This is a genomic window from Streptomyces fodineus, from assembly GCF_001735805.1.
Taxonomy (GTDB): Bacteria; Actinomycetota; Actinomycetes; order Streptomycetales; family Streptomycetaceae; genus Streptomyces; species Streptomyces fodineus.
Genome location: NZ_CP017248.1, coordinates 1,610,168 through 1,634,475 on the forward strand (window position 1 = coordinate 1,610,168; position 24,308 = coordinate 1,634,475).

Sequence of the window (24,308 nt, forward strand, 5' to 3'; positions counted from 1 at the left end):
GCTCAGCTCCGCAGCCAGGCCGCCGTGTCCTGCGGCAGCCGGCCCTGGTCGTCCAGCGGGCCGCTGGCGAGCATGAGGTGGGAGTGTCCGGGAAGCTCGGCAGGGGTGGGCGCGAGGTTGACCATGCAGGTCACGCCCTCGGCGCGGGTGAAGGCGAGGACGCCATCGGGGGTGGGCAGCCAGGTCAGCGGGCCGCCGCCGAAGAGGGGGCGGGCGGCGATGGCCCGGCGGTAGAGGGTGAGCATGGAGTCCGGGTCATACTGTTGCCGGTCGACTGCATACGATGGCCAGTCGACCGGCTGCGGTAGCCACGGCTCCTGCCGTGAACCGAATCCCGCATACGGCATACCGCCGGCCCACGGCAGCGGTACCCGGCAGCCGTCCCGGCCCGGGGCGGCTCCCTGCGATCGGAAGTACATCGGATCCTGTATACGGTCCACCGGGATCTCGGCCTCCGGCAGCCCCAGCTCCTCCCCCTGGTAGAGGTACACCGCTCCCGGCAACGCCAGCGACAACAGCGCGGCAGCGCGGGCCCGCCGGGTCCCCAGCGCCGGATCGGTCGGCGTACCGAAGGCCTTGGCGGCGAAGTCGAACCCGGTGTCCGCACGGCCGTACCGGGTGACCGTGCGGGTGACGTCGTGGTTGCACAGCACCCAGGTGGCCGGGGCGCCGACGGGGGCGTGTTCGGCGAGGGTGGTGTCGATGGAGGCGCGCAGCCGGCCGGGGTCCCAGGGGCAGGAGAGGAAGGAGAAGTTGAAGGCGGTGTGGAGTTCGTCGGGACGCAGATAGCGGGCGAAGCGCTCGGCGTCGGGGAGCCAGACCTCGCCGACGAAGACGCCGTCGTAGGCGTCCGCCACGCGCCGCCAGGAGCGGTAGATGTCGTGGAGTTCGTCGCGGTCGACGAAGGGGTGCGGCTCGGGATGCGTGGCGAGGTCGGGCAGGTCCGGGTCCTTGGCGAGCAGGGCGGCGGAGTCGATGCGGACGCCGGCGACGCCGCGCTCGAACCAGAAGCGCAGGATGTCCTCGTGTTCCTGACGCACCGCCGGATGGGCCCAGTTGAGGTCCGGCTGCTCGGGTGTGAACAGGTGCAGGTACCAGTCGCCGTCGGGCAGGCGGGTCCACACCGGTTCGGTGGAGCCGACGAACTGCGACGGCCAGTCGTTGGGCGGGAGTTCGCCGTGTGCGCCGCGTCCGGGGCGGAAGTGGAACAGCTCGCGTTCCGGGCTGCCGGGCCCGGCGGCGAGCGCGGCCCGGAACCAGGGGTGCTGGTCGGAGACGTGGTTGGGCACGATGTCGACGATGGTCCGGATACCCAGCTCGCGTGCTTCCGCGATGAGTTTCTCCGCCTCGGCGAGGGTGCCGAAGGCCGGGTCGATGGTGCGGTAGTCGGCGACGTCGTAGCCGCCGTCCTTCAAGGGTGACAGGTACCAGGGGGTGAACCACAGGGCGTCCACGCCGAGTTCGACGAGGTACGGCAGCCGGGCGCGGACGCCCGCGAGGTCGCCGGTGCCGTCGCCGTCGCCGTCCGCGAAGCTGCGGACGTAGACCTGGTAGATGACGGCGGAGCGCCACCAGTCGCGGTCATTCGGGGCATGGGTGGGCTGTCCCACGGAGCTCGACCTTTCTGTATGCGGTGCCGCGGCGTCAGCCCTTGGTGCTGCCCGCGCTGATCCCGGCGACGATGTGCCGCTGGAAGACGAGGAACAGCGCCACCATCGGGATGCTGGCGATCACCATCGCGGCGATGAGCACGGTGAGCTGGATGTTCTGCGACAGCTGGACCAGGGCCACGCTGATCGGCTGCTTGTCGGTGTCGGAGAAGACCATCAGCGGCCACAGGAAGTCCTGCCAGACGGCGACCAGCGCGAAGATCGACACCACGCCGAGCACCGGCCGGGACATGGGCAGTACGACCGACCACAGTATGCGCAGCTTGCCGGCGCCGTCGATCTCGGCCGCCTCCAGCACATCGCGCGGCAGCTGGTCGAAGAACCGTTTGAGCAGATACAGGTTGAAGGCGTTGGCGACGGCCGGCAGCCAGATGGCGAGGGGGTCGTTGAGCAGGCTGGTGTGGATCAACGGCAGGTCGGCGGCCGTCAGGTACTTCGGTACGACGAGGGCCTGTGCCGGGACCATGAGGGTGGCGAGGATGCCGCCGAGGATCACCTTGCCGAAGGCCGGTTTCAGCTTGGACAGGGCGTAGGCGGCGGCCGTGCAGAACACCAGCTGGAACGCCCAGGCGCCGGCGGCCTGGACGACGGTGTTCCACAGGTGCTGCGGCAGCTGCATCAGGTCCCAGGCGTCGGTGTACGCGCCGAGATGCCAGTGCTCGGGGACGATCACCGGCGGGGTCCGGGCCACCTCGTCCGGGGACTTCATGGCGCCGGTCACCATCCAGTAGACCGGGAAGAGGAAGGCGAGCGCGAAGAGGACGACGACGGCCGTGAACACCGTCCAGTAGAGCGCCTTGCCGCGCGGGCGGGCGAGGGTCGCCGGGGAGACCAGGGTGCGGGTGCTCATGCGCTGTCCCCCTTGGTGCGGGTGAGCCGCAGATAGACGGCGGAGAAGGCGCCGAGCAGGACCAGGAGCATGACGCTGAGGGCGCAGGCGCCGCCGAAGTCGTTGTAGAGGAAGGCGTACTTGTAGATGAGGTAGAGGACGGTGACCGTGGCGTTCTCCGGGCCGCCGCCGGTGATGACGAAGGGTTCGGTGAACACCTGCATGGTGGCGATGACCTGAAGGAGCATCAGCATCAGGATCACGAACCGGGTCTGCGGGACCGTGACGTGCCGGACGCGCTGGAGCAGGTTCGCGCCGTCCAGTTCGGCGGCCTCGTACAGCTCGCCGGGGATGGACTGGAGGGCGGCGAGGTAGATGAGGACGGTGCCGCCCATGTTGGCCCAGGTGGCCACGATCACCAGGGAGACGAGGGCGGTGTCGGTGCCGTTGGACCAGTTGGACGTCGGCAGGTGCAGGAAGCGCAGCGCTTCGTTGGCGAGGCCGGCTCCGGGGTCGTAGAACCACTTCCACAGCAGGGCGCTGACCACCGGCGGGATCATCACCGGCAGATAGACGACCACCCGGAAGAACGCCTTGGCGTGCCGGAGTTCGCCCAGGACGAGGGCGAGGAGGAAGGGGACCGCGAAGCCGATGAGCAGGGCCAGCAGGGTGAAGGTGAGCGTGTTGCGCCAGGCCGCGCTGAACTCGGGGTCGTTGAGGACGCGGGTGAAGTTCGCGGTGCCGACCCACTCCGGCTTCGAGCCGGGCGTGTACTTCTGGAAGGCGATGACGACCGCGCGGATCGCCGGGTACCAGGAGAACAGGGCGAAACAGAGGAGGCCGCCGAACAGGAAGGCGTAGGCGCGGGCCTGGTCGGCGAGGCGGCGGCGCCTCCGGCCCCCTGCCGGGGGCGGTGCCGGGACCGGGTAGACGGCGGCCTTCGTCACGGGCCGCCGTTCGGCCGTCTTCGTCATGGCGGTCAGCTCCGGGCGAGGATGCCGTCGATCTTGCCGGACCCGTCCTTGAGCAGCTGGTCGATGTCGGCGTCCTGCTTGGTGAGGACGGCGGAGACGGCCGAGTCGAGGACGGAGTAGATCTGCTGGGCGTCGGGCGGCTCGATCTTCATCGTCAGCTGCTGGTTGCCGTCGAGGAAGGACTGGTAGTTCTCCACCGGGACATTGGCGTTGGCCTTCTTGGCCTGCTGGTCCTTGGCATCGGCGGCGCCGGTGAACAGCCGCGGCTCGGGCAGGCCGACCGGGGCGTCGTGCTGCTTTGCGCGGGCGTAGTCGCCGAGGAAGCCCGATCCGGGGGTGAGGAACATGTGGTCGAGCCATTTCAGGCCGGCCCGGATCTGGGCGGGCGTGTCGTGCTTGTTGAACATGTAGCCGTCGCCGCCGATGAGTGTGGCCTTGCCTCCTGGCATCGGGCCGATGGCGATGTCGTCGTAGTGCGCGCCCCTCTCCTTGACCAGGATCGGGATGTTGTCGGGAGCGGCGAGATACATGCCGAGCTTGCCCGAACCCATCATCTGCTGCACGTCGTTGATGACGAGGAGCTGCTTGCTGCCCATGGAGTCGTCGGTCCACCGCATGTCGTGCAGGTTCTGCAGGACGGCGTGGCCCTCGGGGGTGTCGATGGTGGCCTTCTTGCCGTCGGCGCCGACGACGTCGCCGCCCTGTGCGTACAGTTCGGCGGTGAAGTGCCAGCCGCCCTGGTTCTGGGCGCTGTAGTCGGCGTAGCCGACGGTGCCGCTTCCGAGGGCGGCGATCCTCCTCGCGTCGGCGCGGACGTCGTCCCAGGTCGTCGGGGGCTTGTCGGGGTCGAGGCCGGCCTTCCGGAAGAGCTTGCGGTTGTAGATCAACCCCATGCTGTATCCGGTACGCGGGATACCGTAGACCTTCCCGTCCATGGTGTAGACGTCGCGCAGCTGCTTCTGGATCGTGTGGTAGGACTTCAACTCCTTCAGGTACGGCGTGAGGTCGGCCGCCTGGTTGATGCCCACGACGTGCTTGGCGTCGGTGAAGTACGCGTAGAAGACGTCTTCCATCTGACCGCCGGCGAGCTTGGCGTCGAAGGTCTTCGGGTCCTGGCAGGGGAAGGCGTCGTGCGCGACGACGTCGATGTCCGGGTTCTGTCTCGTGAAGGAGGCGAGGTCCTCCTCGAAGAAGTTCCGGTCGACCTTGGCGCTTTTCGGCGGCTCGCAGTTGACGGTGATCCGTGTCCTGCCGCTCGCCGAGTCGCCGTCACCCGACCCGCAGGCGGTGGCGGCGAGGGCGAGCGAGGAACAGACGCCGATCGCGACGACGGTACGCCGGAACCCGGTGCTTCTCATCGGTGGACCCCCTGATGGCACGCATGGCAGGAGCGGTGGGTGTCGCACACTCAAGCACCGGCGACATCTCAACGCAAGATGTCGCGCAGAATCTGTAATTATTCGACAGCAGCTGTTTGATCTTCTCGATCTCAGCCGCGCGGGGCTTGCGCGGTGGAGCCGCGCACCACCAGCTCGGGCTCGAACAGCAGCTCCTCGGCGGGTACGGCCGTGCCGCCGATCTGCGCGTTCAGCAGCTCGACGGCCGCGCGGCCCATGGCTTCGATGGGCTGGCGGACGGTGGTGAGCGGAGGCTCGGTGCAGTTCATGAACGCCGAGTCGTCGTAGCCGACGACGGAGATCCGCCCCGGGACGTCGTAGCCCTTGCGGCGCGCGGCCCGGACGGCGCCCAGCGCGAGGGGGTCGGACGCGCAGATGATGCCCGTGACACCCCGGTCGATCAGCCGGGACGCGGCCGCGTGACCGCCCTCGATGGAGAAGATCGCCCGGGCGACGCAATCCTCCGGCAGGTCACCGGCGATCGCCCGCGCGGCGGCCAGTTTACGCGCCGAGGGCACGTGGTCGCCGGGGCCGAGGACCAGTCCGATGCGCTCGTGGCCGAGGGAGGCCAGGTGGCGCCACGCCTGCTCGACGGCTACGGCGTCGTCGCAGGACACGCCCGGGAAACCGAGGTGTTCGATGGCCGCGTTGACCAGGACGACCGGGATGTTGCGGTCGGCGAGCAGCCGGTAGTGGTCGTGGGGCGCGTCGGCCTGCGCGTAGAGGCCGCCGGCGAAGACGACGCCGGAGACCTGCTGCTGCAGCAGCAGTTCGACGTAGTCCGCCTCGGAGACGCCGCCCTTGGTCTGCGTGCACAGCACCGGGGTGAGCCCGAGCTGGGCGAGCGCGCCGCCGATGACCTCGGCGAACGCCGGGAAGATGGGGTTCTGCAGCTCCGGCAGGACCAGGCCGACGAGCCGGGCGCGTTCGCCGCGCAGCTGGGTGGGGCGCTCGTAGCCGAGCACGTCGAGCGCCGTCAGCACCGCCTGCCGGGTGGCTTCGGAGACCCCGGGCTTGCCGTTGAGCACCCGGCTGACCGTGGCCTCGCTGACCCCGACCTTCTTCGCCACTTCCGCAAGTCGTCGCGTCATGCACGCAATATTAGCGCAAGCTACGCAAGCCGCTTGCGTAAGGGCTGCGTGCGGACTCCCTGTCTCGCACGCCCCCACTTCGCGTCCGGCCGCCCACCCGCCGCGACCCCTCGCACCCGCCGTCTTTCGACCCGGCGCCGCCGGCGACCTGAACGCCGGCGGTGCCGGGTCAGTTCTCGGGGGGCCTGACCACCATGAGATGGGCCGTGCCGCGGGTTCGGCGCGGACGGCGTACCGGCGCGGCGGGGCGGCGGTTCTCGCGGAGGACCAGGGTCAGGCGCCGGTAGCCGAGGCCGCGCAGGATCTCGGGCGTCTCCTCGACGATGCGGCACTCGGTGGGGCCGCGGCGCGGGTCGGGATGGATCAGCAGCCGTACCGCCCCGTCGAGCCGGGTCGCGCTCTCGCCGACGGCCCGGATCCAGTGCGGCAGGCCCTGCCGGTAGGCGGCCTCCATCAGTGGGTCCTGGGCGACGTCCCGGCGGATGGCCTGGAGTTCGTGGTCGTGACCGTATGTCTCCAGGGCGGTCCTGAGGTGGGCCAGCATCGGCAGGCACCAGCCCTGCTCGTGCTCGCCGAGGACGTCGGCCGCGTCCGGGTGGAACAGGACGAACCGCAGGAAGTTGTCCCCGGGCATGGCCGTCGTCTGCCGCCGCACCCCTCGGAAAAGTGTCTCGAACGCACCGTTGGCCATGACCACGTCCCAGCAGTGGTCGACGACCAGGGACGGGCACGCGACGGACTCCAGCAGCACGGCGTAGTCCTGGAGATACGCCTGGGTGCAGGTCTCGGGGACGGGCCGCGGTGCCGGCCGCTGCCCTCCTGCCTGATATGCCATCGGGAGGTCACCCCTCTTGCCCTCTGCGCCCTTCACGCGGCCCTGCGATCCTGCGGCCCCCGGCAAGACCGTGTCAACTATCGTGGCATTTCGCGGCCGTTGACGGCTGAAATTCGCCACAGTTGTGGCGACACCTGGATGTGAGTTCGAGGCACCCGCTACTCTCCGGTGAAGTTCACGGCGATCGCTCGTGAGAAGCTCGTCAGAAGCACGGACGCATCTGAAGCCCTTGAGAGACGTAGGAGTTCTGTCGGTGACGGAAGGCTACGAGGATCCGGGCGCCACGGCGACCGCCCAGCTGCCGGCCGTCGTCGCCCGCGTCACCGCGCTCGCCGACCGGCTCGGCGTGCCGCAGGCCGAGGTCTTCGACGTCGGACGGCTCTCCGTGGCCTGCGGTGTCCCGGAGGCGGTGGTCAAGGCCCTGCTCACGGGCCGGCCGGCCGGCGAACCGGACGTCCAGGCACGCTTTCTGCAGCGCCTGGGCCTGCTGCGGCGCACCCGGCTGAAACCGAACGGCCGCAAGTACACCCAGCAGGAGATCGCCGACGGCGCGGGCATGTCCCGGCAGCAGGCCGGCGCGCTCATCAACGGCGACCGGCGGCCCACCATGGAGCACTGCGACGCGCTGCAGCGATTCTTCCGGGTGCACGCCGGCTTCCTCACCGCGGAGGACCCCGAGGCGCTGGCGGGCGCGTTGCAGCGCACCGAGCAGGAGCTGCTGCAGAAGCTGGCCGACCGGGAGCGGGCCGCCGCACGGGCCGCGGAGGATCCGCTGGAGCAGCTGCTGCAGGACCACGGGGTGCGCGGAATAGCGTGGCGGGCCGCGCAGTTGCCCACCGACCAGCACCGGGACAAGGTCGCGGAGTGGCTCGACATGCTCCTGGAAAGCGTCAAACGGCCCGAGTCGTGAGCCGGGGGAGGACTGTGGGCATCGGCAGGGACATGCGCCGGCTGTGCAACGAGCTGGTGGGCGGACTGGCACTGCCCACACCGGCACCGCCGCGGGAGCTGTACCACGCGCTGTGCGAGGCGATGAGCCGCCGCCGCGGTCGCCCGGTGCACTTCCGCGCGGCCGCCTTTCCGCCGGGTACGGCGAGCGGACTGTGGCTGGATCTGACCGACCGCGACCTCGTCGTCGTGGAGGAACGCACCGCGCCGGACCACCAGTTGGTGATTCTCGGCCATGAGCTGTGGCACATGCAGGCCGACCACCGCGGGCACCACATCGACGGCGTCGGGGTCGCCACGCGGCTGCTGCACGACGACACCGATCAGGACGCGCTCCAGGCCACGGTGCAGCGGGTCGCGGCCCGGACCCGCTTCGACCTCGCGGAGGAGCGGGAGGCCGAGACCTTCGGTCTGCTCCTGGCCCGAAAGTGCCGCACCCGGCTGGCCGGTTCGGCCCTGCGCGGCCCGGTGCAGCGCGACGGCGTGGCCGGGCGCATCGAGGCGTCCCTGGGGTATCCGGGGGCGCAGAGCTGACCGGAAGGGCGTACGCGCCACTGGCTGACCGGAAGGGCGTACGCGCCACTGGCTGACCGAAGGTATGCGCGCCGCAGGGCTGCCAGAGGGCGTGCGCGCCGCAGGGCTGGCGCAGGGCGCGCGCGCCGCAGAGCTGACCTGAGCGCGTGCGCGCCGCAGGGCCTGGTGTCGTGAGCCGGCTGCCCATCGCCCTCGGTTGCTCACACAGCTCCGCGCGCCCCTGCACGGCGTGGGGGCGTGTCGCCGACGGCGCGTCGGCCACTCCTACGGGCCTCAGCGGAAGGTTTCGGCCTGCGCTGAGCGGGCGAACCGGGGTGGAGCCGAACGGCGTTGTCAGTGGTGGGCGGCAAGCTGGAGGGTGCGCCGCAGGGCGCGTGACCGTGACGCCTACTCGGGGAGAGCCGACCGATGCCCACCGCTGTACTGACCGACCGTGAGCGCACCGCCGTCCAGGCCTACCTTCGGCTGCTGCACACGGTGCGCGCCGCCTTCGACGGGCCACCCGACGGCGGCCGGCCCGCCGTGGTGCCGCCCACCGTGCTGGCCGAGGCGGAGCAGGCCCTGGCCCGCGCGGGTCTCGCGGGCAACGAGGCGGAGTTCTTCCGGCTGCTGCGCGACTGGTGCCCGTCGGCCTGAGCGGTCCGGGCGCCGCGAGCCGGCACGGCCGGGGCCTTCAGGAATGCGGGACGACCACGGCGGTGGCGGCCACACCGTCGCGTACGGCCCACCGGCCGTCGAAGACCTGGAGCCGGCGGTCGCCGACCCGGGGCCCGGGGACGAGGAGTTCGGCGCGCAGGGTGCCGTACTGCTCCTCGCCTGGGCCCGGGTGGAGGGTGATGTCGGCCTCGGAGAAGTCCAGCCAGGTGCGGGTCAGCGGGAACCACGCCTTGTAGACGGATTCCTTGGCGCTGAACAGGATCCGGTCCCAGTGCACGGCGGGCCGCTGCCCGGCGAGCCGGTCGAGCCGTTCGGCCTCGGCGGGCAGGAAGACGGTGGGGCCGACGCCCTCCGGGAGCGGGCCGTGCGGTTCGGCGTCGATGCCGAGGGAAGCCAGTTCGGCGGCGCGGGTCAGGGCGGCGGCGCAGTAGCCGTCGCAATGGGTCATGCTGCCGATCAGGCCGGCCGGCCAGCGCGGTGCGCCCCGCTCGCCGCTGAGGATGGACTGCGCGGGCACGCCGAGCTTCTCCATGGCGCGCCGGGCGCAGCCGCGTACGGCGGCGAACTCGCGGCGACGCTTGTCCACCGCACGCTCGACGATCGCCGCCTCCCCGGGGTAGAGCGGGGCGTCCCACAGCGGGTCGTCACCGTGTGCTTCCACGGCCACGACCGACTCCGGGAGCAGCTCCTCGATCACCGGTTTCGACCTCCATTGGCAGGATGCGGCGCAGCCGTCCCGGCGGTCCCGGTCGCTTGCGCCATTCACGGGGATAGCCTACGGAGACCTCTTCGAAGCGGACTCCGTCGTGCCAGGTGGTGCGGGGGATGTGCAGATGGCCGTAGACCATCGCGGCGACGGGGAACCGGCGGTGCCAGTCGGCGGTCAGGGTGGTGCCGCACCACATGGCGAACTCGGGATACCACAGCACCTCGGTGGGATGCCGGTGCAGTGGATAATGGTTGACCGGTACGACCGGCAGGTCCGGGGGCAGCTCGGCCAGCCTGCGCTCGGTCTCGGCGACCCGTGCCCGGCACCAGGCGTCACGGCTCGGATAGGGATCGGGGTGCAGCAGATACTCGTCGTTGCAGACGACGCCGGTGCTCTGCGCGTAGGCCAGGCCCTCGGCCTTGGTGGCGCAGCCGGGCGGCAGGAACGAGTAGTCGTACAGCAGGAACAGCGGGGCGACGACGACCGGGCCGCCGGGGCCGCGCCATACCGGGTAGGGGTCCTCGGGTGTGACGACGCCCAGTTCGCGGCACAGCCCGACCAGGTGCTCGTAGCGGGCGACGCCGCGCAGGGTGACGGGATCCTTCGGGTGGGTCCACAGCTCGTGGTTGCCGGGGGCCCACAGCACCTTGCGGAAGCGGCCTGCCAGTTTCTCGAGCGTCCAGCGGATGTCGGCGACCGTCTCGGCGATGTCGCCGGCCACGATCAGCCAGTCCTCGTCGCTCGTGGGCCGCATGTCCTCGACCAGGGCGCGGTTCTCCGGGTAGGTGATGTGCAGGTCGCTGATGGCCAGCAGCTGCCCGGCGTCGGCCTCCGACTCCACCCCTGCACCCCTTCCGATCATCATCTTCCGGGACCACAAGAACACATTCCCGGACAGCGGACAAGGGCCGTCTGGCGGTGCGTCACATTCCGGCCGGTCGCAGACGGCCGAAGGGTTCAGAACGCGTCTGGACAGCCGCCCGGAATCCGTAACATCCGCGTTGCACTCAGGGGCTCTTGAAAGCCGTATGATCGCCCCGACACCAACACCCCACCCTCCCTTTCACAGGGGTCGTTTGGTGTCCCTTCCTCCCTCCTGCCCGGGCACGGGCCGCTGAGCCCTGCCCGAAAACCCTGAAAGGCGGCCTGCATGCCCTCTCGCGTACGCGTCTGGCTCAACCGCACGTACGCGGAGAACGTGTTCTTCATGGATCAGCTGCGCAGAAATCCCAGCGATCGCGCGGTGGAGATCCATGCCACGCACGGGGACCCCGACTCCCCCGTGCTGGCCGCCGCCGACACCGCCGACCTGGAGCCGGAGGGGCTGTCCCCGGCCGCGTACGTCGAGTACGCCCTCGACCAGTGCGTCCGGCGCGGCATCGACGTGTTCGTGCCCCGGCTGCACCAGGCGGCGATCGTGCGGCACCGCGCGGAGTTCGCGGCGGCCGGTACGGCGCTGCTGGCGCCGACGCCCGAGGCGGTGGCGGTGTTCGAGGACAAGGCGACCGCGTACGAGGCGGTCCGCTCGGTCGGGGTCCCGGTGCCGCCGTGGTGGCGCGTGCGTACGGCGGACGAACTCCTTGCCGCTGTCGAGGAGTTGGAGGAAGCCGGGCACACGGCATGCTTCAAGCCGGCCGCCGGTGCCGGCGGGGTCGGCTTCCGGGTGATCACCCGCAGCCCGTTCTCGCTGGCCGGCCTCACGGGGTTCCCGAGCCCGTACGTCCAGCTGGACCTGGTCGTCCAGGCGCTGCGGCGGGCCGGGGAGCCGGTGGACTGGCTGGTGATGCCGCGCCTGGAGCAGCCCGAGGTGTCCGTCGACTGCCTGACCGGGCCGGACAACCGGCTGCGGCTCGCGGTGGGCCGCACCAAGAACGGCCGCCGGCGGGGCTTCACCGTGGAGGAGCGGTGGCTGGAGCCGGCCCGGCTGATCGCCGAGGGGTTCGGGCTGCACCATCTGTCCAACATTCAGTTTCGGATGCTCGGCGACCACCCGGTGCTGCTCGATGTCAACACGCGGCCCTCCGGGGGCCTGCACCAGCTGTCGCTGTGCGGGGTGAACGTGCCCTGGGCTGCCGTGCGGTTGGCGCTGGGCGAGGATCCCGGCGTGATCGAGCCGCCGTTCCTGGGGCAGGACTACACGGTGGTGGCGGGGGCGCGATCGCTACTGCCCGTGCCTGCGGCGCTTCCGCGGCAGAGGGAGGCGGAGATGGCCCTTCCGGCGCTGCCTTTGCAGGCGGCTTCGGCGGCTGAGGTCCTGCCGCTTTAGGTCGTACGCCGGGTTCGGGTCGGTTGTGGCTTGTCGCGCAGTTCCCGCGCCCCTTGGTTCGCCTCGCCGGTATGGACCAATTCTGCGTCCGTCCTTGACAGGCAGATTGGTCCATACCAAATTCATTGGCGCACCTCCGCACAGCCGTGCACTCCCGAACACCCCATCCCCACAGGGAGATCGCGTGCGCAATCCACTAGGACGTCACAGACGTCGGCTTCTCGCTCTCCTCGGCTCCGTCGCCCTCGCGGTCGGCGGGGTCATCGCCCTCCCGGGCGCCGCTCAGGCAGCCAACCTCCTCTCCAACCCCGGCTTCGAATCCGGCGGCCTCTCCCCCTGGACCTGCACCGGCAATCTCGGCTCGGTCGTCTCCTCCCCCGTGCACAGCGGCAGCAAGGCGCTGCAGGGCGCGGTGACCGACAGCGACGACGCGCAGTGCACCCAGACGGTCGCCGTGCAGCCGAACACGACGTACGCCCTCAGCGGCTGGGTACGCGGCAGTTATGTGTACCTGGGCGTGAACGGCGGCGCCTCGACCTGGACGACCTCGCCGACGGCGTACAGCCGGCTCAGTGTCCCGTTCACCACCGGTGCCTCGCAGACCAGCGCCACCATCTATGTCCACGGCTGGTACGCCCAGGGCACCTACTGGGCCGACGACATCGGCCTGGACGGCCCGGGCGGCGGGGGCGGCGGGGACACACAGGCGCCGACCGCGCCGACGGGTCTGACCTCCACCGGCAAGACCTCGTCCAGCGTTTCGCTGTCGTGGAACGCCGCCACGGACAACGTGGGCGTCACCGGTTACGACATCTACAGCGGCGCCAGCCAGGTGCTGACCGTCTCCGGCACGTCCGCCACGGTCGGCGGGCTGTCACCCAGCACGTCGTACACCTTCACGGTCAAGGCGCACGACGCGGCCGGGAACGTCTCGGCCGCCTCCAACGCCGTCTCCGTCACCACGAACGCGGGCAGCGGCGGCGGCACCGGGTTCAAGCAGGCCGCGCCGTATCTGTACGAGGGCTGGGGCGATCCGCCGAGTCCGGCGACGGTGATGAGCGCGACCGGGATCAAGTGGTTCACGATGGCGTTCGTGCTGGACTCCGGCGGCTGCACGCCGGCCTGGGACGGCAGCCGGCCGCTGACCGGTGGCGCCGATCAGAGCGCGATCAACGCCGTACGGTCGGCGGGCGGTGACATCGTCCCGTCCTTCGGTGGCTGGCAGGGCAGCAAGCTCGGCGCCAACTGCTCCTCGGCGGCGGCGCTCGCCGGGGCCATCCAGAAGGTGATCGACGCCTACGGCCTGAAGGCCGTCGACATGGACATCGAGAACACGGACGAGTTCGAGAACGAGGCCGTACAGGCGAAGATCCTGACCGCGCTGAAGACGGTCAAGGCCAACAACCCCGGCCTGAAGACCATCGTCACCTTCGGCACCTCGACCACCGGGCCGACGTACTACGGCAACCGGCTGATCGAGCAGGCGCAGTCGCTCGGCGCGGACATCGACGTGTTCACCATCATGCCGTTCGACTTCGGCGGCGGCTCGGACATGTACGGCAACACGGTGAACGCCGCCGAGGGCCTGAAGAGCAAGCTGAAGGCGACGTTCGGCTGGGACGACGCGACCGCTTACGCCCACATCGGCATCTCGGGCATGAACGGCCTGTCCGACCAGCAGGAGACGACCACGCCGGCGATCTGGAACCAGGTCCGCGACTGGGCGAACTCCCATCACATCGCGCGGCTCGCGTTCTGGTCGGTCAACCGTGACCGGCCCTGCGCGGGCGGCGGTGTGGTGAGCAACTGCTCCGGCATCAGCCAGAACACCTGGCAGTTCACCTCGATCACGGCCGGGTTCACCGGCTGAGCGCACCTCTCCTTGTCCCCCGGTTCCAGGACCGGGGGACATTTTTTTTCGTGAGGGGTGTATCAGAGCGCGGCCCCGCGGCTCTCCATGACGGGGACGGAGAACCCGGCCGGGGGGACGGGGGATTCCGCGGGGGAACGGGTCGGTCGGTCGCGGTCACGGGGGGCGACCGGCCGGCCCGGCCGGATGCGGCCCGCTCCGATCTTGCTGAACCCGGTCGCCGTGCCGAGGCCGGAAGGTCCCGTGCTCCTGGCCCGTGTCCGCCTAGGCCCGCCGCAGCCGAAGGGTCAGGATCTGGAAGGGCCGCAGGGTGACCGGGAGCGAGCCGTCGGCGTCGGCCTCCGCTTCGCCCAGGGGTCGCTCCAGCAGATCGGTGACCTCGGCGCCGGCCAGCGGGAACCCGGTGCGCAGCACGCCGGTGGCCCGGCCGCCCCGGGACTCGTACAGCCGGACCACCACGTCCCCGGAGCCGTCGTCGGCGAGCTTGACCGCTTCCACCGTCACGCCCTCACCCTCGACGGAGACGACCGGCTCGGGCTCGCCCGCCGAATCGGCCACCCGCAGCGGGAGGTTGAGGGCGTAGCCCTCGGCGATCGCGTCCTCGATGCCCGCACCGGGCAGGAGGGCGTAGGTGAAGCGGTGCCTGCCCTGGTCGGCCTCGGGGTCGGGAACGCGCGGGGCGCGGACCAGGCTGAGGCGGACCGTGGTGGTCGTGCCCCCGTCCTCGCGCACCGTGCGGGAGACGTCGTGGCCGTAGGTGGAATCGTTGATGACGGCGACGCCGTAACCGGCTTCGGCGATGTGCACCCAGCGGTGCCCGGCCACCTCGAAACGGGCGGCCTCCCAGCTGGTGTTGGTGTGGGTGGGCCGCTGGACGTGACCGAACTGGATCTCGGCGCTGGAGTGCGGGGCGCGCAGGTCGACGGGGAAGCCCGCCTTGAGGATCTTCTCCGTCTCGTGCCAGTCGATGTCCGTCTCGAAGTCGATGCGGGCGCTGCCGGCGCGGACGGTGATGGTCTGGGTGATGCGGGATCCCCTGCCGAAGGAGCGGGTCACCCGGATCGCGCCCACGAGGGGGTCCTCCTCGGCCACGGTGACCGAGTCGGGCTCCAGCAGGTCGGTGTAGCGGTTGCGGTAGTGCTTGTCGATGTCCCAGGCGTCCCAGCAGTTGGGCAGGTCCGTGTGGAGGCGGAGCAGGTTGCCCTGGCCTGCGAGGACTTCGCGGCCCGCCCGTAGATCGTATACAGACGACAGTGTTCCGTCTTCTGTCACCTGTACACGGACGATCCCGTTGTCCAGGGTGCGGCCGTCGGCCGTCACCGGGTGCGGGGGGTCGGCCGGTGTGAGGGGCGCGGAGCCGTTCGCGGGCACCGTCACGTACACCGGTGCGCCCTCGGCCGTACGGACCACCTCGGCGCGCTCGTGGGGGCTGGTGTTGAACACGCGGGGCCCGCCGGTGCCGAGCGCGGCGATCGCCTCGCCCGTGAGCGCCTGCAGCTCCCCCGCCACGCGGGCGTACTCGGCCTCGGCCTCGCGGTGCACCCAGGCGATGGAGGAGCCGGGCAGGATGTCGTGGAACTGGTGCAGCAGCACCGTCTTCCACAGGCGGTCCAGCTTCTCGTACGGGTAGGCGTAGCCGGGCTCGTGCAGGGCGGCCGTGGTGGCCCACAACTCGGCCTCGCGCAGCAGGTGTTCGGAGCGCCGGTTGCCCTGCTTGGTGCGGGCCTGGGTGGTGTAGGTGGCCCGGTGCAGCTCCAGGTACAGCTCGCCCGCCCAGACCGGGGCGTCCGGGTACTCCTCGCGGGCCTTGGCGAAGAATGCGTCGGGGTGTTCGATCTCGACCTTCGCGGAGCCCTCCAGGTTCTTCAGGCGGCGGGCGCGTTCCATGATCTCGCGGGTGGGGCCGCCTCCGCCGTCGCCCCAGCCGAAGGGGGCGAGGGAGCGGGTGGCACCGCCCTTCTCGGCGTAGTTGCGGACCGCCCGGGCCATCTCGGCGCCGCTGAAGCAGGCGTTGTAGGTGTCGATGGGCGGGAAGTGGGTGAAGATGCGGGTGCCGTCGATGCCCTCCCACCAGAAGGTGTGGTGGGGGAAGGTGTTGGTCTGGTTCCAGGAGATCTTCTGGGTGAGGAACCACTCGTTGCCGGCGAGCCTGGCCAGCTGCGGGTAGGCCGCGGTGTAGCCGAAGGAGTCCGGCAGCCACACGCCCTTGGTCTCGATGCCGAAGTGGTCCATGAAGAACCGTTTGCCGTGGACCAGTTGGCGGGCCAGGGCCTCACCACCGGGCAGGTTGCCGTCGGCCTCCACCCACATGCCGCCGACCGGCGCCCACTGGCCCTTCGCCACGGACTTCTTGATCCGCTCCCACACCTGCGGGCAGGCGTCGCGCACCCATGCGTACTGCTGGGCCTGGGAGCAGGCGAAGACGAACTCCTCGTACTCGTCGGCGAGCGCGGTGACGTTGGAGAACGTCCGGGATGCCTTGCGCTTGGTCTCGCGGATCGGCCACAGCCACGCGGTGTCGATGTGCGCGTGGCCGACGCCGGAGACGATGTGCGCGCTGGCGTGGGCGGGCTTGGCCAGCGCCGGGCGCAGGGCGTCGCGTACGGCGGGTGCCGAGCCGGAGATGTCGTCCAGGTCGAGCAGGTCCATGGCCCGGTCGAGGGCGTGCATGATCTCGTGCCGGCGCGGCTCGTGCTCGCCGAGTTCCAGCATCAGTTCGCGCAGCACCTGGAGGTCGAGGTCGAGGTGCCAGACCTGTTCGTCGAGGACGGCGAGGTCGGCGCGGCGGAATGCATACAGTGGACGGTCGCCTGCCGTCCGTACATCGCCGAGCGGGGTCGGGCGGGCGAAGCCGTTCCCGAGGACGTCGGGGTTGGAGGCGGCCTCCACCAGATACTCGACCGTCTCACCGCCGGCCGCCGGGTGGGCGACCGGCACGTACTGGCTGAGCGGGTTGACCGCCTTCAGCGGAGTGCCGTCGGTGCGGTGGACCAGTGCCTCGGCCTGGTTGCCGGGCCAGTCGCTGACGAAGCCCAGGTCGATGACCGACTCCACCCGCAGGCCGGCCCACTCGGCGGGCACCCGGCCGCGCATCCGGAACCAGGTCGTCCCCCAGGGCGGCCCCCACGGGGTGCCCACCGCGAACGGCGTGTACGGGGCGGCCGCCGCCTCCTCGAAGGGAACCGGTTCCCCGGGGGCCTGCCAGGCCGCCACGTCGAGGGGGACGGCGGCCGCGTGGATCGCGGGCCTGATGCGCTGGTGGTGGAGGCGTTCGACGCGGTCCTCGATCCGGCGGCGTTCGTCGTGCATGACGGTCTCCAGAGGCAGCTGGGGAGGCGAGGGGGAAGCGCTTGCTCCAGGAAGCGGCTAGGTGAGGTACGCCAGGCCAGGATGGACCGCGGTGTAGCCCTCGACCAGTCTGCGGGCCACGTTGACCGAGTCGACCAGCGGATGCAGCGCGAAGGCCTTCACGGCCGTCTGCCGGGATCCGGACTCGGCGGCGGCCAGCACCTCCCGCTCCACGGCCTTGACCGAGCAGACCAGCCCGGTGGCGTGAGGGGGCAGCGGGGCGACGGCGACGGGGTGGGCGCCGTTCGCGTCGACCAGGCAGGGGACCTCGATCACCGCGTCGGCGTCGAGCGCCGACAGCGTGTTCATGTTGCGCACGTTGAGGATCAGCGTGGTCCGCTCGTCCCGGGCGATGGCCCGCATCAGCGCGAGCGCGACCTTCTCGTAACCGCCGGACAGATCGTCGGCCTCGCGCTCGCCCGCACCCGCGCTCTCCCGGTTCTCGGCCATGTAGGTGGCCTCGCGCTCGGCGCGCGTGCGGTCCCACACGTCCAGGGCGGACCGGTCCGCGCGCAGCGCCTCCACGTAGAACCGGGCCTGCTGGTCGCGCAGGAACGCACCCCGGGTCTGCTCGGCCTCCTGGTAGGCGCGTACGGCTTCGCGGTTGAAGTAGTAGTAGTGCAGGTATTCGTTGGGGATCGCGCCGAGCGACCGCAGCCAGTCGACGCCGAACAGCTTTCCCTCCTCGAAGGAGCCGAGCAGGGCGGGGTCGGCGAGCAGACGCGGGAGTTCGTCCCGCCCGGCGATGCGCAGGCCGCGCACCCAGCCGAGGTGGTTGAGGCCGACGTAGTCGATGAAGGCCTCCTTCGGGTCGGCGCCGAGGACGCGGGCGATACGGCGGCCGAGCCCTACGGGTGAGTCGCAGATGCCGATGACGCGGTCGCCGAGGTGCCGGGACATGGCCTCGGTGACCAGGCCGGCCGGGTTGGTGAAGTTGATGACCCAGGCGTCGGGGGCGAGACGCGCCACTCGCCGGGCGATGTCGACGGCGACGGGGACGGTGCGCAGGCCGTAGGCGATGCCGCCCGCGCCGACGGTCTCCTGGCCGAGCACGCCCTCGGCGAGCGCCACCCGCTCGTCGTTCGCCCGGCCCTGAAGGCCGCCGACGCGGATCGCGGAGAAGACGAAGTCGGCGGCGGCGAGCGCCGCGTCGAGGTCGGTGGTGGCGGTCACCCGGGGCGCGTCGGGGATGCCGGTCGCCTGTTCATCCAGTACACGGCGTACTGCATACAGTCGACGCTCGTCCAGGTCATGCAGGACGACCTCGGTGACCCGCCCTTCGGCGCGGTCGGCCAGCAGTGCCCCGTAGACGAGCGGCACCCGGAACCCGCCGCCGCCCAGAATCGTCAGCTTCACGTCTGCACCCTTCCCCGAACTCCCGCCACGGCCACCTCGGCCCCGGCCCCCTGGAGGGAGGACCGGGCGGTGGCCGGGTCCACCGGCATCCCATCATTTCCGAGCGCGCGGACCACTGGGCGGCCACCCAGTCCACGCCGGGCCTTCAGGGCGGCTTCATCCGGGAGTTCTGGGACCACGCAATCCTGCGGCGCGTGAGCGACGGGAGACGGGCCGGGCGCGCGGGTGCCGGGCTGTGCGACAACGGCGTCACCGCACCCGGCCGACGTCGGCCGTACGGCGGTGACCACGACAGCCCATGCACCACGGACGGGGCGGACGAGGCCGGAGGGGCCGAAGTGGTGGTCTTTCCCCGTCGCATCGATCGCATTCCGCAGCCGGACCCGTACCACCGTCGGGAGATCGAGGCACCGGTCCGGATCCGGTGCTACCGGCACGAGGGGATCGTCGTCGCCAACCACCGGCGTTTCCCGGGCCTTGCCGGGCTGGCGGCGGCCTGGGAGCTGGCGCCCGCCGACGGCCCCGCCCTGACCGCTCCGGCCGAGCTGCCCGATCTGCGGCCCGGCGAGACGGCGGCCGTACCGCTGCCCTTCACCCTGCCGGTGGACGGCGGTGAGGCGTGGCTGACGCTGCGGGTGGTGACGGCCGGGGACGAGCCGTCGGTGCCGCGCGGTACCGAGGTGTGCGCACCGCGGATCCGCCTGCGGGCGGCGGCGCCGGTGCTCACCCCGGCCCGGACGCCCGCCGACGTCGAACCGCGGCTCGACGCCCTCGTACGGAGGGCCGCGCGGGCGCACCACGAGCCCTTCCTTCCATAGCCCCCTGGCTCCCCAGCCCCCGCACGACTCCCCCTCGAAACCTCTCACCCTCACGGAGCACACGTGTGTACGTCGCATGACCACAGCCAGGGCGAGGCCGTGCAGGCCGGTGCCGGACGACGGAGTTTCCTCAGGGCCACCGCGCTGCTCGGTGCCGCGGCCACGGCCGGGGTCGCCGTACCGGCCCTGGCCGTTCCGGGCGTCGCCGAGGCGGCCGAGCGGGGCGGCCGGCGGCCGGACGCGGACAGCCGCCGGTTCACGCTCGCGGTGATGCCCGACACCCAGTACCTGTTCGACGGCCCGAGCATCTACCCGGCGCCGCTGGAAGCCTCGCTACGCTATCTCCTGGAGCACGGCGAGGACGACAACATCGTCTTCCTGACCCACCTCGGCGACCTCACCCAGAACGGCGCCGAGGACGAGTTCGCCGCGATCGGCGAGGCGTTCGGGATCCTGGACCGCCGGGGCGTCGGCTACAGCGTGCTGGCCGGCAACCACGACATCAGGTCGTCCACGGACGACCAGCGCGGCTCGACGCCGTACCTGGACGCCTTCGGGCCGCGGCGCTTTGGGGACAAGCCGACGTTCGGGGGCGCCTCTCCGGACGGCTACAACACCTATCACCTGTTCAAGGCCGGCGGCCGTGAGTGGATGGTGCTCACACTGGACTGGCGGCTGTCGGAACAGGGGTACACCTGGGCGAAGGACGTGCTCGCCCGGCACCCGAGGATGCCGGTCGTGCTCACCACGCACGAACTGGTCGTCGGCGATGAGCAGTTGTCGGCCTACGGGCAGCAGCTGTGGGACCAGCTGATCGAGGACCACGACCAGATCTTCCTGACCCTGAACGGCCACTACTGGCCCGCCGGCCGCGCGACCCGCAAGAACGCCGCGGGCAACGAGGTGCACCTGCACCTCACGAACTACCAGAACCGCTACTTCGGCGGGGCGGCGATGATCCGCCTCTACCACTTCGACCTGGACCGGAACGTCATCGACGTGGAGACGGTCTCGCCGTGGATCCTCGGCCGGGCCAAGAAGGGCCTCAACGAGCTGGAGCGGCAGGAGATCGAGCTCAGCGGCGACGCGGACCGTTTCTCGGTCGAGATCGACTTCGCCGCCCGTTTCTCCGGCTTCGATCCGGTGCCGGCCCGCCCGGCGCGGCCCGCGTCGAAGATGCTGGTACCGGGCACGGTCGCCTACTGGCGTTTCGAGTCGCCCGTCTCCGGCACCGTCCGCGACCTCTCCGGCCGTGGCAACGACCTCACCGTGGTCTCGGTGGGCGGCGGCACGCTCGGCTGGTCGGCTGACCACCACCCCGACCAGCCGGGTCACGGCAGCCTGGAGTTCCAGGGCTACAAGTCGCCGCTGAAGGGCGCGTATCTGCGGACGGTCGACGGCGCCCCGCTCAACTCGGCCACCTTCGAGCACGGTTACACCATCGAGGCGTTCTACTGGCTGCCCGCCGACTGGGACGCCTCGCACCACGCCTGGTCCGGCCTCGTGAGCCGCACCGGCCGCAACGGCTCCGTGGGCACGGTCACGGACGACCCGGACGAACCGCTGGCCACGCTGTCCCTCTCCGACGGCCCTGGCCCGCAGTGGGCGGTGCACCCGCTCAACCAGCAGCAGCTCGCCACCAACTGGGGCGACGAGACCGCCCGCGAGACCTGGTGGCACCTGGCCGTGGTCAACGACGGCCGGCACACGATCATGTACGTCCAGGGCTGCCCCGTGGCGCGCAACCCGCACGCACCCGCGATCGGCATCGCCTCGTCCGGGCGCCCCTGGCTGCTCGGCGGCTACGAGTACGCCGACAAGATCGACCAGATCCTGCACGGACGCCTCGGCGACGTCCGGATCGTCTCCCGGCCGCTGCCCGTCACCTCCTTCATGACGCACTGACCACGCCGGAGGATCCGAGACCGACGAGACCGATCGGCAGCAGCCCGCCTGGGCCGACGGCGTCGGTTACGATCCGGGCCACGACGTACGGCTGGGCAGGTGGAGTGCCGTTCACACCTGTCCGCCGAAGAACACCTGCACCTCTCGAAGAACGCGGCCTTGTCGATGTGGTCGTCCCGCGGGCTGGTGAAGGTGAAGTCGTCGGCGTACAGCGGGAGGGCCGCCTCGCGGTCCTGGGACCGGTAGTGGCGGAAGGCCGCCTCGACGACGCTCGCCGGAGATCCGTTCCTGCGGGACGGCAGCCGCGGCGGCCCAGGCAGGGTGCGGTTCCTCGGCGGACGCGTCCACCGCCAACGGCGGCGAGGGGGCGACGGCGTCCGCGCGGACGGCCGGGGCGAAGCCGGCGACGATCACCGTCGCGCCCGCGGACGGTACACGCACCCGGTCACCGACCGGGCCGCGGTGCAGAAGGCGATCACGGTGACGGCGGGCCCGGCCGTGGAGGTGGCCGGGCACACCTGGGCCGACTGGAGGGCGGGCAGCGCGGTCTGAGCCGGTAAGGGCGGCTTCACCCCCTGAACTCCCCTGCGGATCAACGACTTTCTTTGTTTCACATCTTGACGACCGCACGGGCGGGGAGCACATTGGCGGCACCTTGAGAGCGCTCTCAGGCCCAGCGTGGGAGCGCTCTCACCGTGCCCCGCACACTCCCCGTACCCACCGAGAGGCCTCCCATGAGCGATACCTCCGGCATACCCAGACCCCGCCCCCTGCGGCGCGCGCTCCTCGCCGCCGTCGCCACACTCGGCCTGGCGGTGGCGGTCGCCACGGCCGCCACCGCACCCGCCAGCGCCACCGCCCCCACCCCTCCCTCGGGCTGGACCCAGGTCTTCCTGGACGACTTCAACGGCGCTGCGGGCTCCGGTGTCGACACGTCCAACTGGCAGTACGACACCGGGACTTCGTACCCGGGCGGTGCCGCGAACTGGGGCACCGGCGAGGTCGAGTCGATGACCTCCGGCACGAACAACGTCGCACTGGACGGCAACGGCGACCTGCTCATCACCCCGCGCCGCGACGCCTCCGGCACCTGGACCTCCGGGCGCATCGAGACCACCCGCACCGACTTCCAGCCCCCGGCCGGCGGCAAGCTGCGCGTGGCGGCCCGTATCCAGATGCCCGATGTGACCGGGGACGCGGCCGCCGGCTACTGGCCCGCGTTCTGGATGCTGGGCGCGCCGTACCGCGGCAACTACCAGAACTGGCCGAGCGTCGGTGAGCTGGACGTCATGGAGAACGTCCAGGGCCTGAACAAGACGTGGGCCACCATGCACTGCGGCACCAACCCGGGCGGGCCGTGCAACGAGACGACCGGACTCGGCAACTCCACGGCGTGCCCGGGCAGCACCTGCCAGTCGGGCTTCCACACCTACACGATGGAGTGGGACCGCTCGGTGAGCCCGGAGGCGATCCGCTTCTACGTCGACGGCCTCAACTACCAGACGGTCACGGCGAACCAGGTGGACGCGACCACCTGGACCAACGCCACGAACCACGGCTTCTTCGTCATCCTGAACGTGGCCATGGGCGGCGGCTTCCCCGGTGCCTTCGGCGGCGGTCCGACCGGCGCCACGGAGCCGGGCCACCCGATGGTCGTCGACTACGTGCAGGTTCTGCAGTCCGCCGGCAGCGGCGGCGGCACCACTCCCCCGCCGCCCGGCAACCGCGACGCCTACAGCGCCGTCCAGGCCGAGTCCTACGACGGTCAATCCGGCATCAGCACCGAGACCACGAGCGACACGGGCGGCGGCCAGGACATCGGCTGGATCGCGAACGGCGACTGGGCGCTGTACAAGGGCGTGAACTTCGGTTCGACACCGGCCACGCAGTTCTACGCCCGGGTGGCGAGCGGCGCGGCCGGCGGTGTCAGCGGACTGGTCGAGGTGCGCCTGGACAGCCGGAGCAACGCCCCCATCGGCAGCTTCGCCGTCGGCAACACCGGGGGCTGGCAGTCCTGGAGGACCATTCCGGCCAACATCGGCTCCGTGACCGGCACCCACGACGTCTATCTGACCTTCACCAGCGGCCAGCCGTCCGACTTCGTGAACGTCAACTGGTTCGACTTCGGCCACTGATCACCGGGCGCCAGGGGTTGACCTTCAGATACGGGTGAACCCCTCAGCGCAGTTCCGCCCGGAACGCCACCGGCGTCTGCCCGGTGTGCAGATGGAAGAACTTGGTGAAGTTCGCCGCGTCGGGGAAGCCCACCGCCGCCCCGACGCGGCCGATCGGCATGTCCGTGTGGGCGAGGAGGCGCTTGGCCTCCAGGACGACGCGTTTGTCGATGAAGCCCTTGGGGGTCTCGCCGGTGGCGGCGCGCACGGCCCGGACGAGGGTACGGCGGGAGTAGCCGAGGGCGTCGGCGTAGGCACTGACGCTGTGGTTGGTGGCGAAGCCGTGCTCGACGGCGTCCCGGAAGCGGGTGAACGTACTGTCCGTCTGCTGCCGGCCGCCCTGTGCGGTGCTCGCCGCGAGGTGTGCGAGGCGCAGCAGGAACGCGGCGAGGGCGTGCCTGAGGACGGCGGTGTGCAGGCTGAGCGGGAGCGTGGCGGTGTCCTCGTACTCGCGCCGCAGCTGGTCGAGGGCGGCCTGGAGGGCCGTGAGCTGGGCCGGGTCTGGGTGCAGCAGGGGCGGGAGGTCGTAGCGGTACAGGCCGGTGGCCTCGACGGTGGCACGCGGGAGGAAGCCGGGCTGCATGGTCAGGACGGTTCCGCGGTACACGCTCTCGGGGGAGAAGCGGTGGACCTGTCCGGGGCGGATCCACAGCAGGTCGCCGGCGCCGGCCTCGTACTCGGCGAAGTCGATCATGTGCCGTACGGGGCCGCCGGTGAACAGCATGACGACGTGGAAGTCGATGCGGTGCACGCGGTGCAGGGGGGCGTCGGCGTGCCAGGTGCGCTCGGTTCCCATCGGGCCGACCTGCATGCCGACGCCGCCGACGGCCAGTTCGGTCGGGAAGGGGAAGGTTCTGATGCCCTCGCCACCCGCACGTGGCCCCTCGCCTTGGGGCGTTCTGTCAGCCATGTCCTTTTCGTGCCGTC

The 24,308-nt window shown here is 71.0% G+C and carries 18 protein-coding genes and 2 pseudogenes; 9 read left to right on the top strand and 11 right to left on the bottom strand.

Annotated features, from left to right (window positions below; all coding sequences use genetic code 11):
• Positions 1 to 2: 2 nt before the first annotated feature.
• The 6 genes from BFF78_RS06785 to BFF78_RS06810 form a co-directional block, all read right to left on the bottom strand.
• Entirely contained in the window at positions 3 to 1,610 is a 1,608-nt protein-coding gene (locus tag BFF78_RS06785) for a glycoside hydrolase family 13 protein (RefSeq protein WP_069777446.1), read from the bottom strand.
• A gap of 34 nt (positions 1,611 to 1,644) precedes the next feature.
• On the bottom strand, positions 1,645 to 2,520 hold the full coding sequence (locus BFF78_RS06790) for a carbohydrate ABC transporter permease (RefSeq protein ID WP_069777447.1): 876 nt from the start codon (positions 2,518 to 2,520) through the stop codon (positions 1,645 to 1,647).
• Entirely contained in the window at positions 2,517 to 3,473 is a 957-nt protein-coding gene (locus tag BFF78_RS06795) for a carbohydrate ABC transporter permease (protein ID WP_069777448.1), read from the bottom strand. The genes BFF78_RS06790 and BFF78_RS06795 overlap by 4 nt, the downstream gene beginning before the upstream one ends.
• Positions 3,474 to 3,478: 5 nt before the next feature.
• The gene (locus BFF78_RS06800; protein WP_069777449.1) at positions 3,479 to 4,831 is read right to left on the bottom strand and encodes an ABC transporter substrate-binding protein; all 1,353 of its coding nucleotides are present in this window, start codon (positions 4,829 to 4,831) and stop codon (positions 3,479 to 3,481) included.
• Positions 4,832 to 4,962: 131 nt separating this feature from the next.
• A complete protein-coding gene (locus BFF78_RS06805) occupies positions 4,963 to 5,961 on the bottom strand; it encodes a LacI family DNA-binding transcriptional regulator (RefSeq protein WP_193433424.1) in 999 nt (332 codons plus the stop codon).
• Positions 5,962 to 6,130: 169 nt separating this feature from the next.
• Entirely contained in the window at positions 6,131 to 6,796 is a 666-nt protein-coding gene (locus BFF78_RS06810; protein WP_069783424.1) for an MmyB family transcriptional regulator, read from the bottom strand.
• Positions 6,797 to 7,049: 253 nt separating this feature from the next.
• Between BFF78_RS06810 and BFF78_RS06815 the strand changes: the two genes are divergently transcribed.
• The 3 genes from BFF78_RS06815 (at position 7,050) to BFF78_RS06825 (ending at position 8,914) form a co-directional block, all read left to right on the top strand.
• Complete coding sequence (locus tag BFF78_RS06815) at positions 7,050 to 7,706, top strand: helix-turn-helix domain-containing protein (protein WP_069777451.1); 657 nt, start codon at positions 7,050 to 7,052, stop codon at positions 7,704 to 7,706.
• A 14-nt stretch (positions 7,707 to 7,720) separates the two neighbouring features.
• Positions 7,721 to 8,278, top strand: a complete 558-nt coding sequence (locus BFF78_RS06820) for a toxin-antitoxin system, toxin component (RefSeq protein WP_069777452.1) — start codon at positions 7,721 to 7,723, stop codon at positions 8,276 to 8,278.
• A gap of 408 nt (positions 8,279 to 8,686) precedes the next feature.
• Positions 8,687 to 8,914: a hypothetical protein gene (locus tag BFF78_RS06825; protein WP_069777453.1), complete on the top strand. Its 228-nt coding sequence runs from the start codon at positions 8,687 to 8,689 to the stop codon at positions 8,912 to 8,914.
• A 37-nt stretch (positions 8,915 to 8,951) separates the two neighbouring features.
• Here BFF78_RS06825 and BFF78_RS06830 read toward each other — a convergent pair whose 3' ends face one another.
• The gene (locus tag BFF78_RS06830) at positions 8,952 to 9,632 is read right to left on the bottom strand and encodes a 4'-phosphopantetheinyl transferase family protein (RefSeq protein WP_069777454.1); all 681 of its coding nucleotides are present in this window, start codon (positions 9,630 to 9,632) and stop codon (positions 8,952 to 8,954) included.
• Positions 9,580 to 10,506 (bottom strand): metallophosphoesterase family protein, encoded by a 927-nt coding sequence (locus BFF78_RS06835; RefSeq protein ID WP_418346747.1) that lies wholly within the window; start codon positions 10,504 to 10,506, stop codon positions 9,580 to 9,582. The genes BFF78_RS06830 and BFF78_RS06835 overlap by 53 nt, the downstream gene beginning before the upstream one ends.
• A gap of 288 nt (positions 10,507 to 10,794) precedes the next feature.
• Here BFF78_RS06835 and BFF78_RS06840 point away from each other — a divergent pair, with 288 nt between their 5' ends.
• Both BFF78_RS06840 and BFF78_RS06845 read left to right on the top strand, forming a co-directional pair.
• On the top strand, positions 10,795 to 11,910 hold the full coding sequence (locus BFF78_RS06840; RefSeq protein ID WP_069777456.1) for an ATP-grasp domain-containing protein: 1,116 nt from the start codon (positions 10,795 to 10,797) through the stop codon (positions 11,908 to 11,910).
• A 184-nt stretch (positions 11,911 to 12,094) separates the two neighbouring features.
• Positions 12,095 to 13,780 (top strand): carbohydrate binding domain-containing protein, encoded by a 1,686-nt coding sequence (locus tag BFF78_RS06845; protein ID WP_069777457.1) that lies wholly within the window; start codon positions 12,095 to 12,097, stop codon positions 13,778 to 13,780.
• A gap of 264 nt (positions 13,781 to 14,044) precedes the next feature.
• On the opposite strand, the gene BFF78_RS06850 is transcribed toward BFF78_RS06845, so the two are convergent.
• Entirely contained in the window at positions 14,045 to 17,089 is a 3,045-nt protein-coding gene (locus BFF78_RS06850) for an alpha-mannosidase (RefSeq protein ID WP_069777458.1), read from the bottom strand.
• A gap of 57 nt (positions 17,090 to 17,146) precedes the next feature.
• Positions 17,147 to 18,484 carry a 6-phospho-beta-glucosidase gene (locus tag BFF78_RS06855; RefSeq protein ID WP_069777459.1) on the bottom strand — a complete coding sequence of 446 codons (1,338 nt, stop codon included), beginning with the start codon at positions 18,482 to 18,484 and terminating at the stop codon, positions 17,147 to 17,149.
• Between the two features lie 107 nt (positions 18,485 to 18,591).
• On the opposite strand from BFF78_RS06855, the pseudogene BFF78_RS06860 reads away from it, so the two are divergent.
• The 4 genes and pseudogenes from BFF78_RS06860 to BFF78_RS06875 all read left to right on the top strand — a co-directional run.
• A pseudogene (locus BFF78_RS06860) lies at positions 18,592 to 19,215 on the top strand (DUF4981 domain-containing protein); the annotation flags it as partial.
• A gap of 150 nt (positions 19,216 to 19,365) precedes the next feature.
• Complete coding sequence (locus tag BFF78_RS06865; protein ID WP_069777461.1) at positions 19,366 to 21,207, top strand: LamG-like jellyroll fold domain-containing protein; 1,842 nt, start codon at positions 19,366 to 19,368, stop codon at positions 21,205 to 21,207.
• Between the two features lie 432 nt (positions 21,208 to 21,639).
• Positions 21,640 to 21,741: pseudogene (locus tag BFF78_RS49670) on the top strand (Ig-like domain-containing protein); the annotation flags it as partial.
• A 200-nt stretch (positions 21,742 to 21,941) separates the two neighbouring features.
• Complete coding sequence (locus BFF78_RS06875) at positions 21,942 to 23,342, top strand: glycoside hydrolase family 16 protein (RefSeq protein WP_069777463.1); 1,401 nt, start codon at positions 21,942 to 21,944, stop codon at positions 23,340 to 23,342.
• Between the two features lie 43 nt (positions 23,343 to 23,385).
• On the opposite strand, the gene BFF78_RS06880 is transcribed toward BFF78_RS06875, so the two are convergent.
• Positions 23,386 to 24,291, bottom strand: a complete 906-nt coding sequence (locus BFF78_RS06880; protein ID WP_069777464.1) for a helix-turn-helix domain-containing protein — start codon at positions 24,289 to 24,291, stop codon at positions 23,386 to 23,388.
• Positions 24,292 to 24,308 lie beyond the last annotated feature (17 nt).

What these genes read in the sequence shown, in the direction of transcription:
- BFF78_RS06875 (WP_069777463.1), top strand. Translation starts at nt 21,942, where the DNA reads ATGAGCGATACCTCCGGCATACCCAGACCCCGCCCCCTGCGGCGCGCG.
- BFF78_RS06835 (WP_418346747.1), bottom strand. Translation starts at nt 10,506, where the DNA reads ATGATCGGAAGGGGTGCAGGGGTGGAGTCGGAGGCCGACGCCGGGCAG.
- BFF78_RS06825 (WP_069777453.1), top strand. Translation starts at nt 8,687, where the DNA reads ATGCCCACCGCTGTACTGACCGACCGTGAGCGCACCGCCGTCCAGGCC.
- BFF78_RS06800 (WP_069777449.1), bottom strand. Translation starts at nt 4,831, where the DNA reads ATGAGAAGCACCGGGTTCCGGCGTACCGTCGTCGCGATCGGCGTCTGT.
- BFF78_RS06840 (WP_069777456.1), top strand. Translation starts at nt 10,795, where the DNA reads ATGCCCTCTCGCGTACGCGTCTGGCTCAACCGCACGTACGCGGAGAAC.
- BFF78_RS06850 (WP_069777458.1), bottom strand. Translation starts at nt 17,089, where the DNA reads ATGCACGACGAACGCCGCCGGATCGAGGACCGCGTCGAACGCCTCCAC.
- BFF78_RS06810 (WP_069783424.1), bottom strand. Translation starts at nt 6,796, where the DNA reads ATGGCATATCAGGCAGGAGGGCAGCGGCCGGCACCGCGGCCCGTCCCC.
- BFF78_RS06795 (WP_069777448.1), bottom strand. Translation starts at nt 3,473, where the DNA reads ATGACGAAGACGGCCGAACGGCGGCCCGTGACGAAGGCCGCCGTCTAC.
- BFF78_RS06805 (WP_193433424.1), bottom strand. Translation starts at nt 5,961, where the DNA reads ATGACGCGACGACTTGCGGAAGTGGCGAAGAAGGTCGGGGTCAGCGAG.
- BFF78_RS06880 (WP_069777464.1), bottom strand. Translation starts at nt 24,291, where the DNA reads ATGGCTGACAGAACGCCCCAAGGCGAGGGGCCACGTGCGGGTGGCGAG.
- BFF78_RS06790 (WP_069777447.1), bottom strand. Translation starts at nt 2,520, where the DNA reads ATGAGCACCCGCACCCTGGTCTCCCCGGCGACCCTCGCCCGCCCGCGC.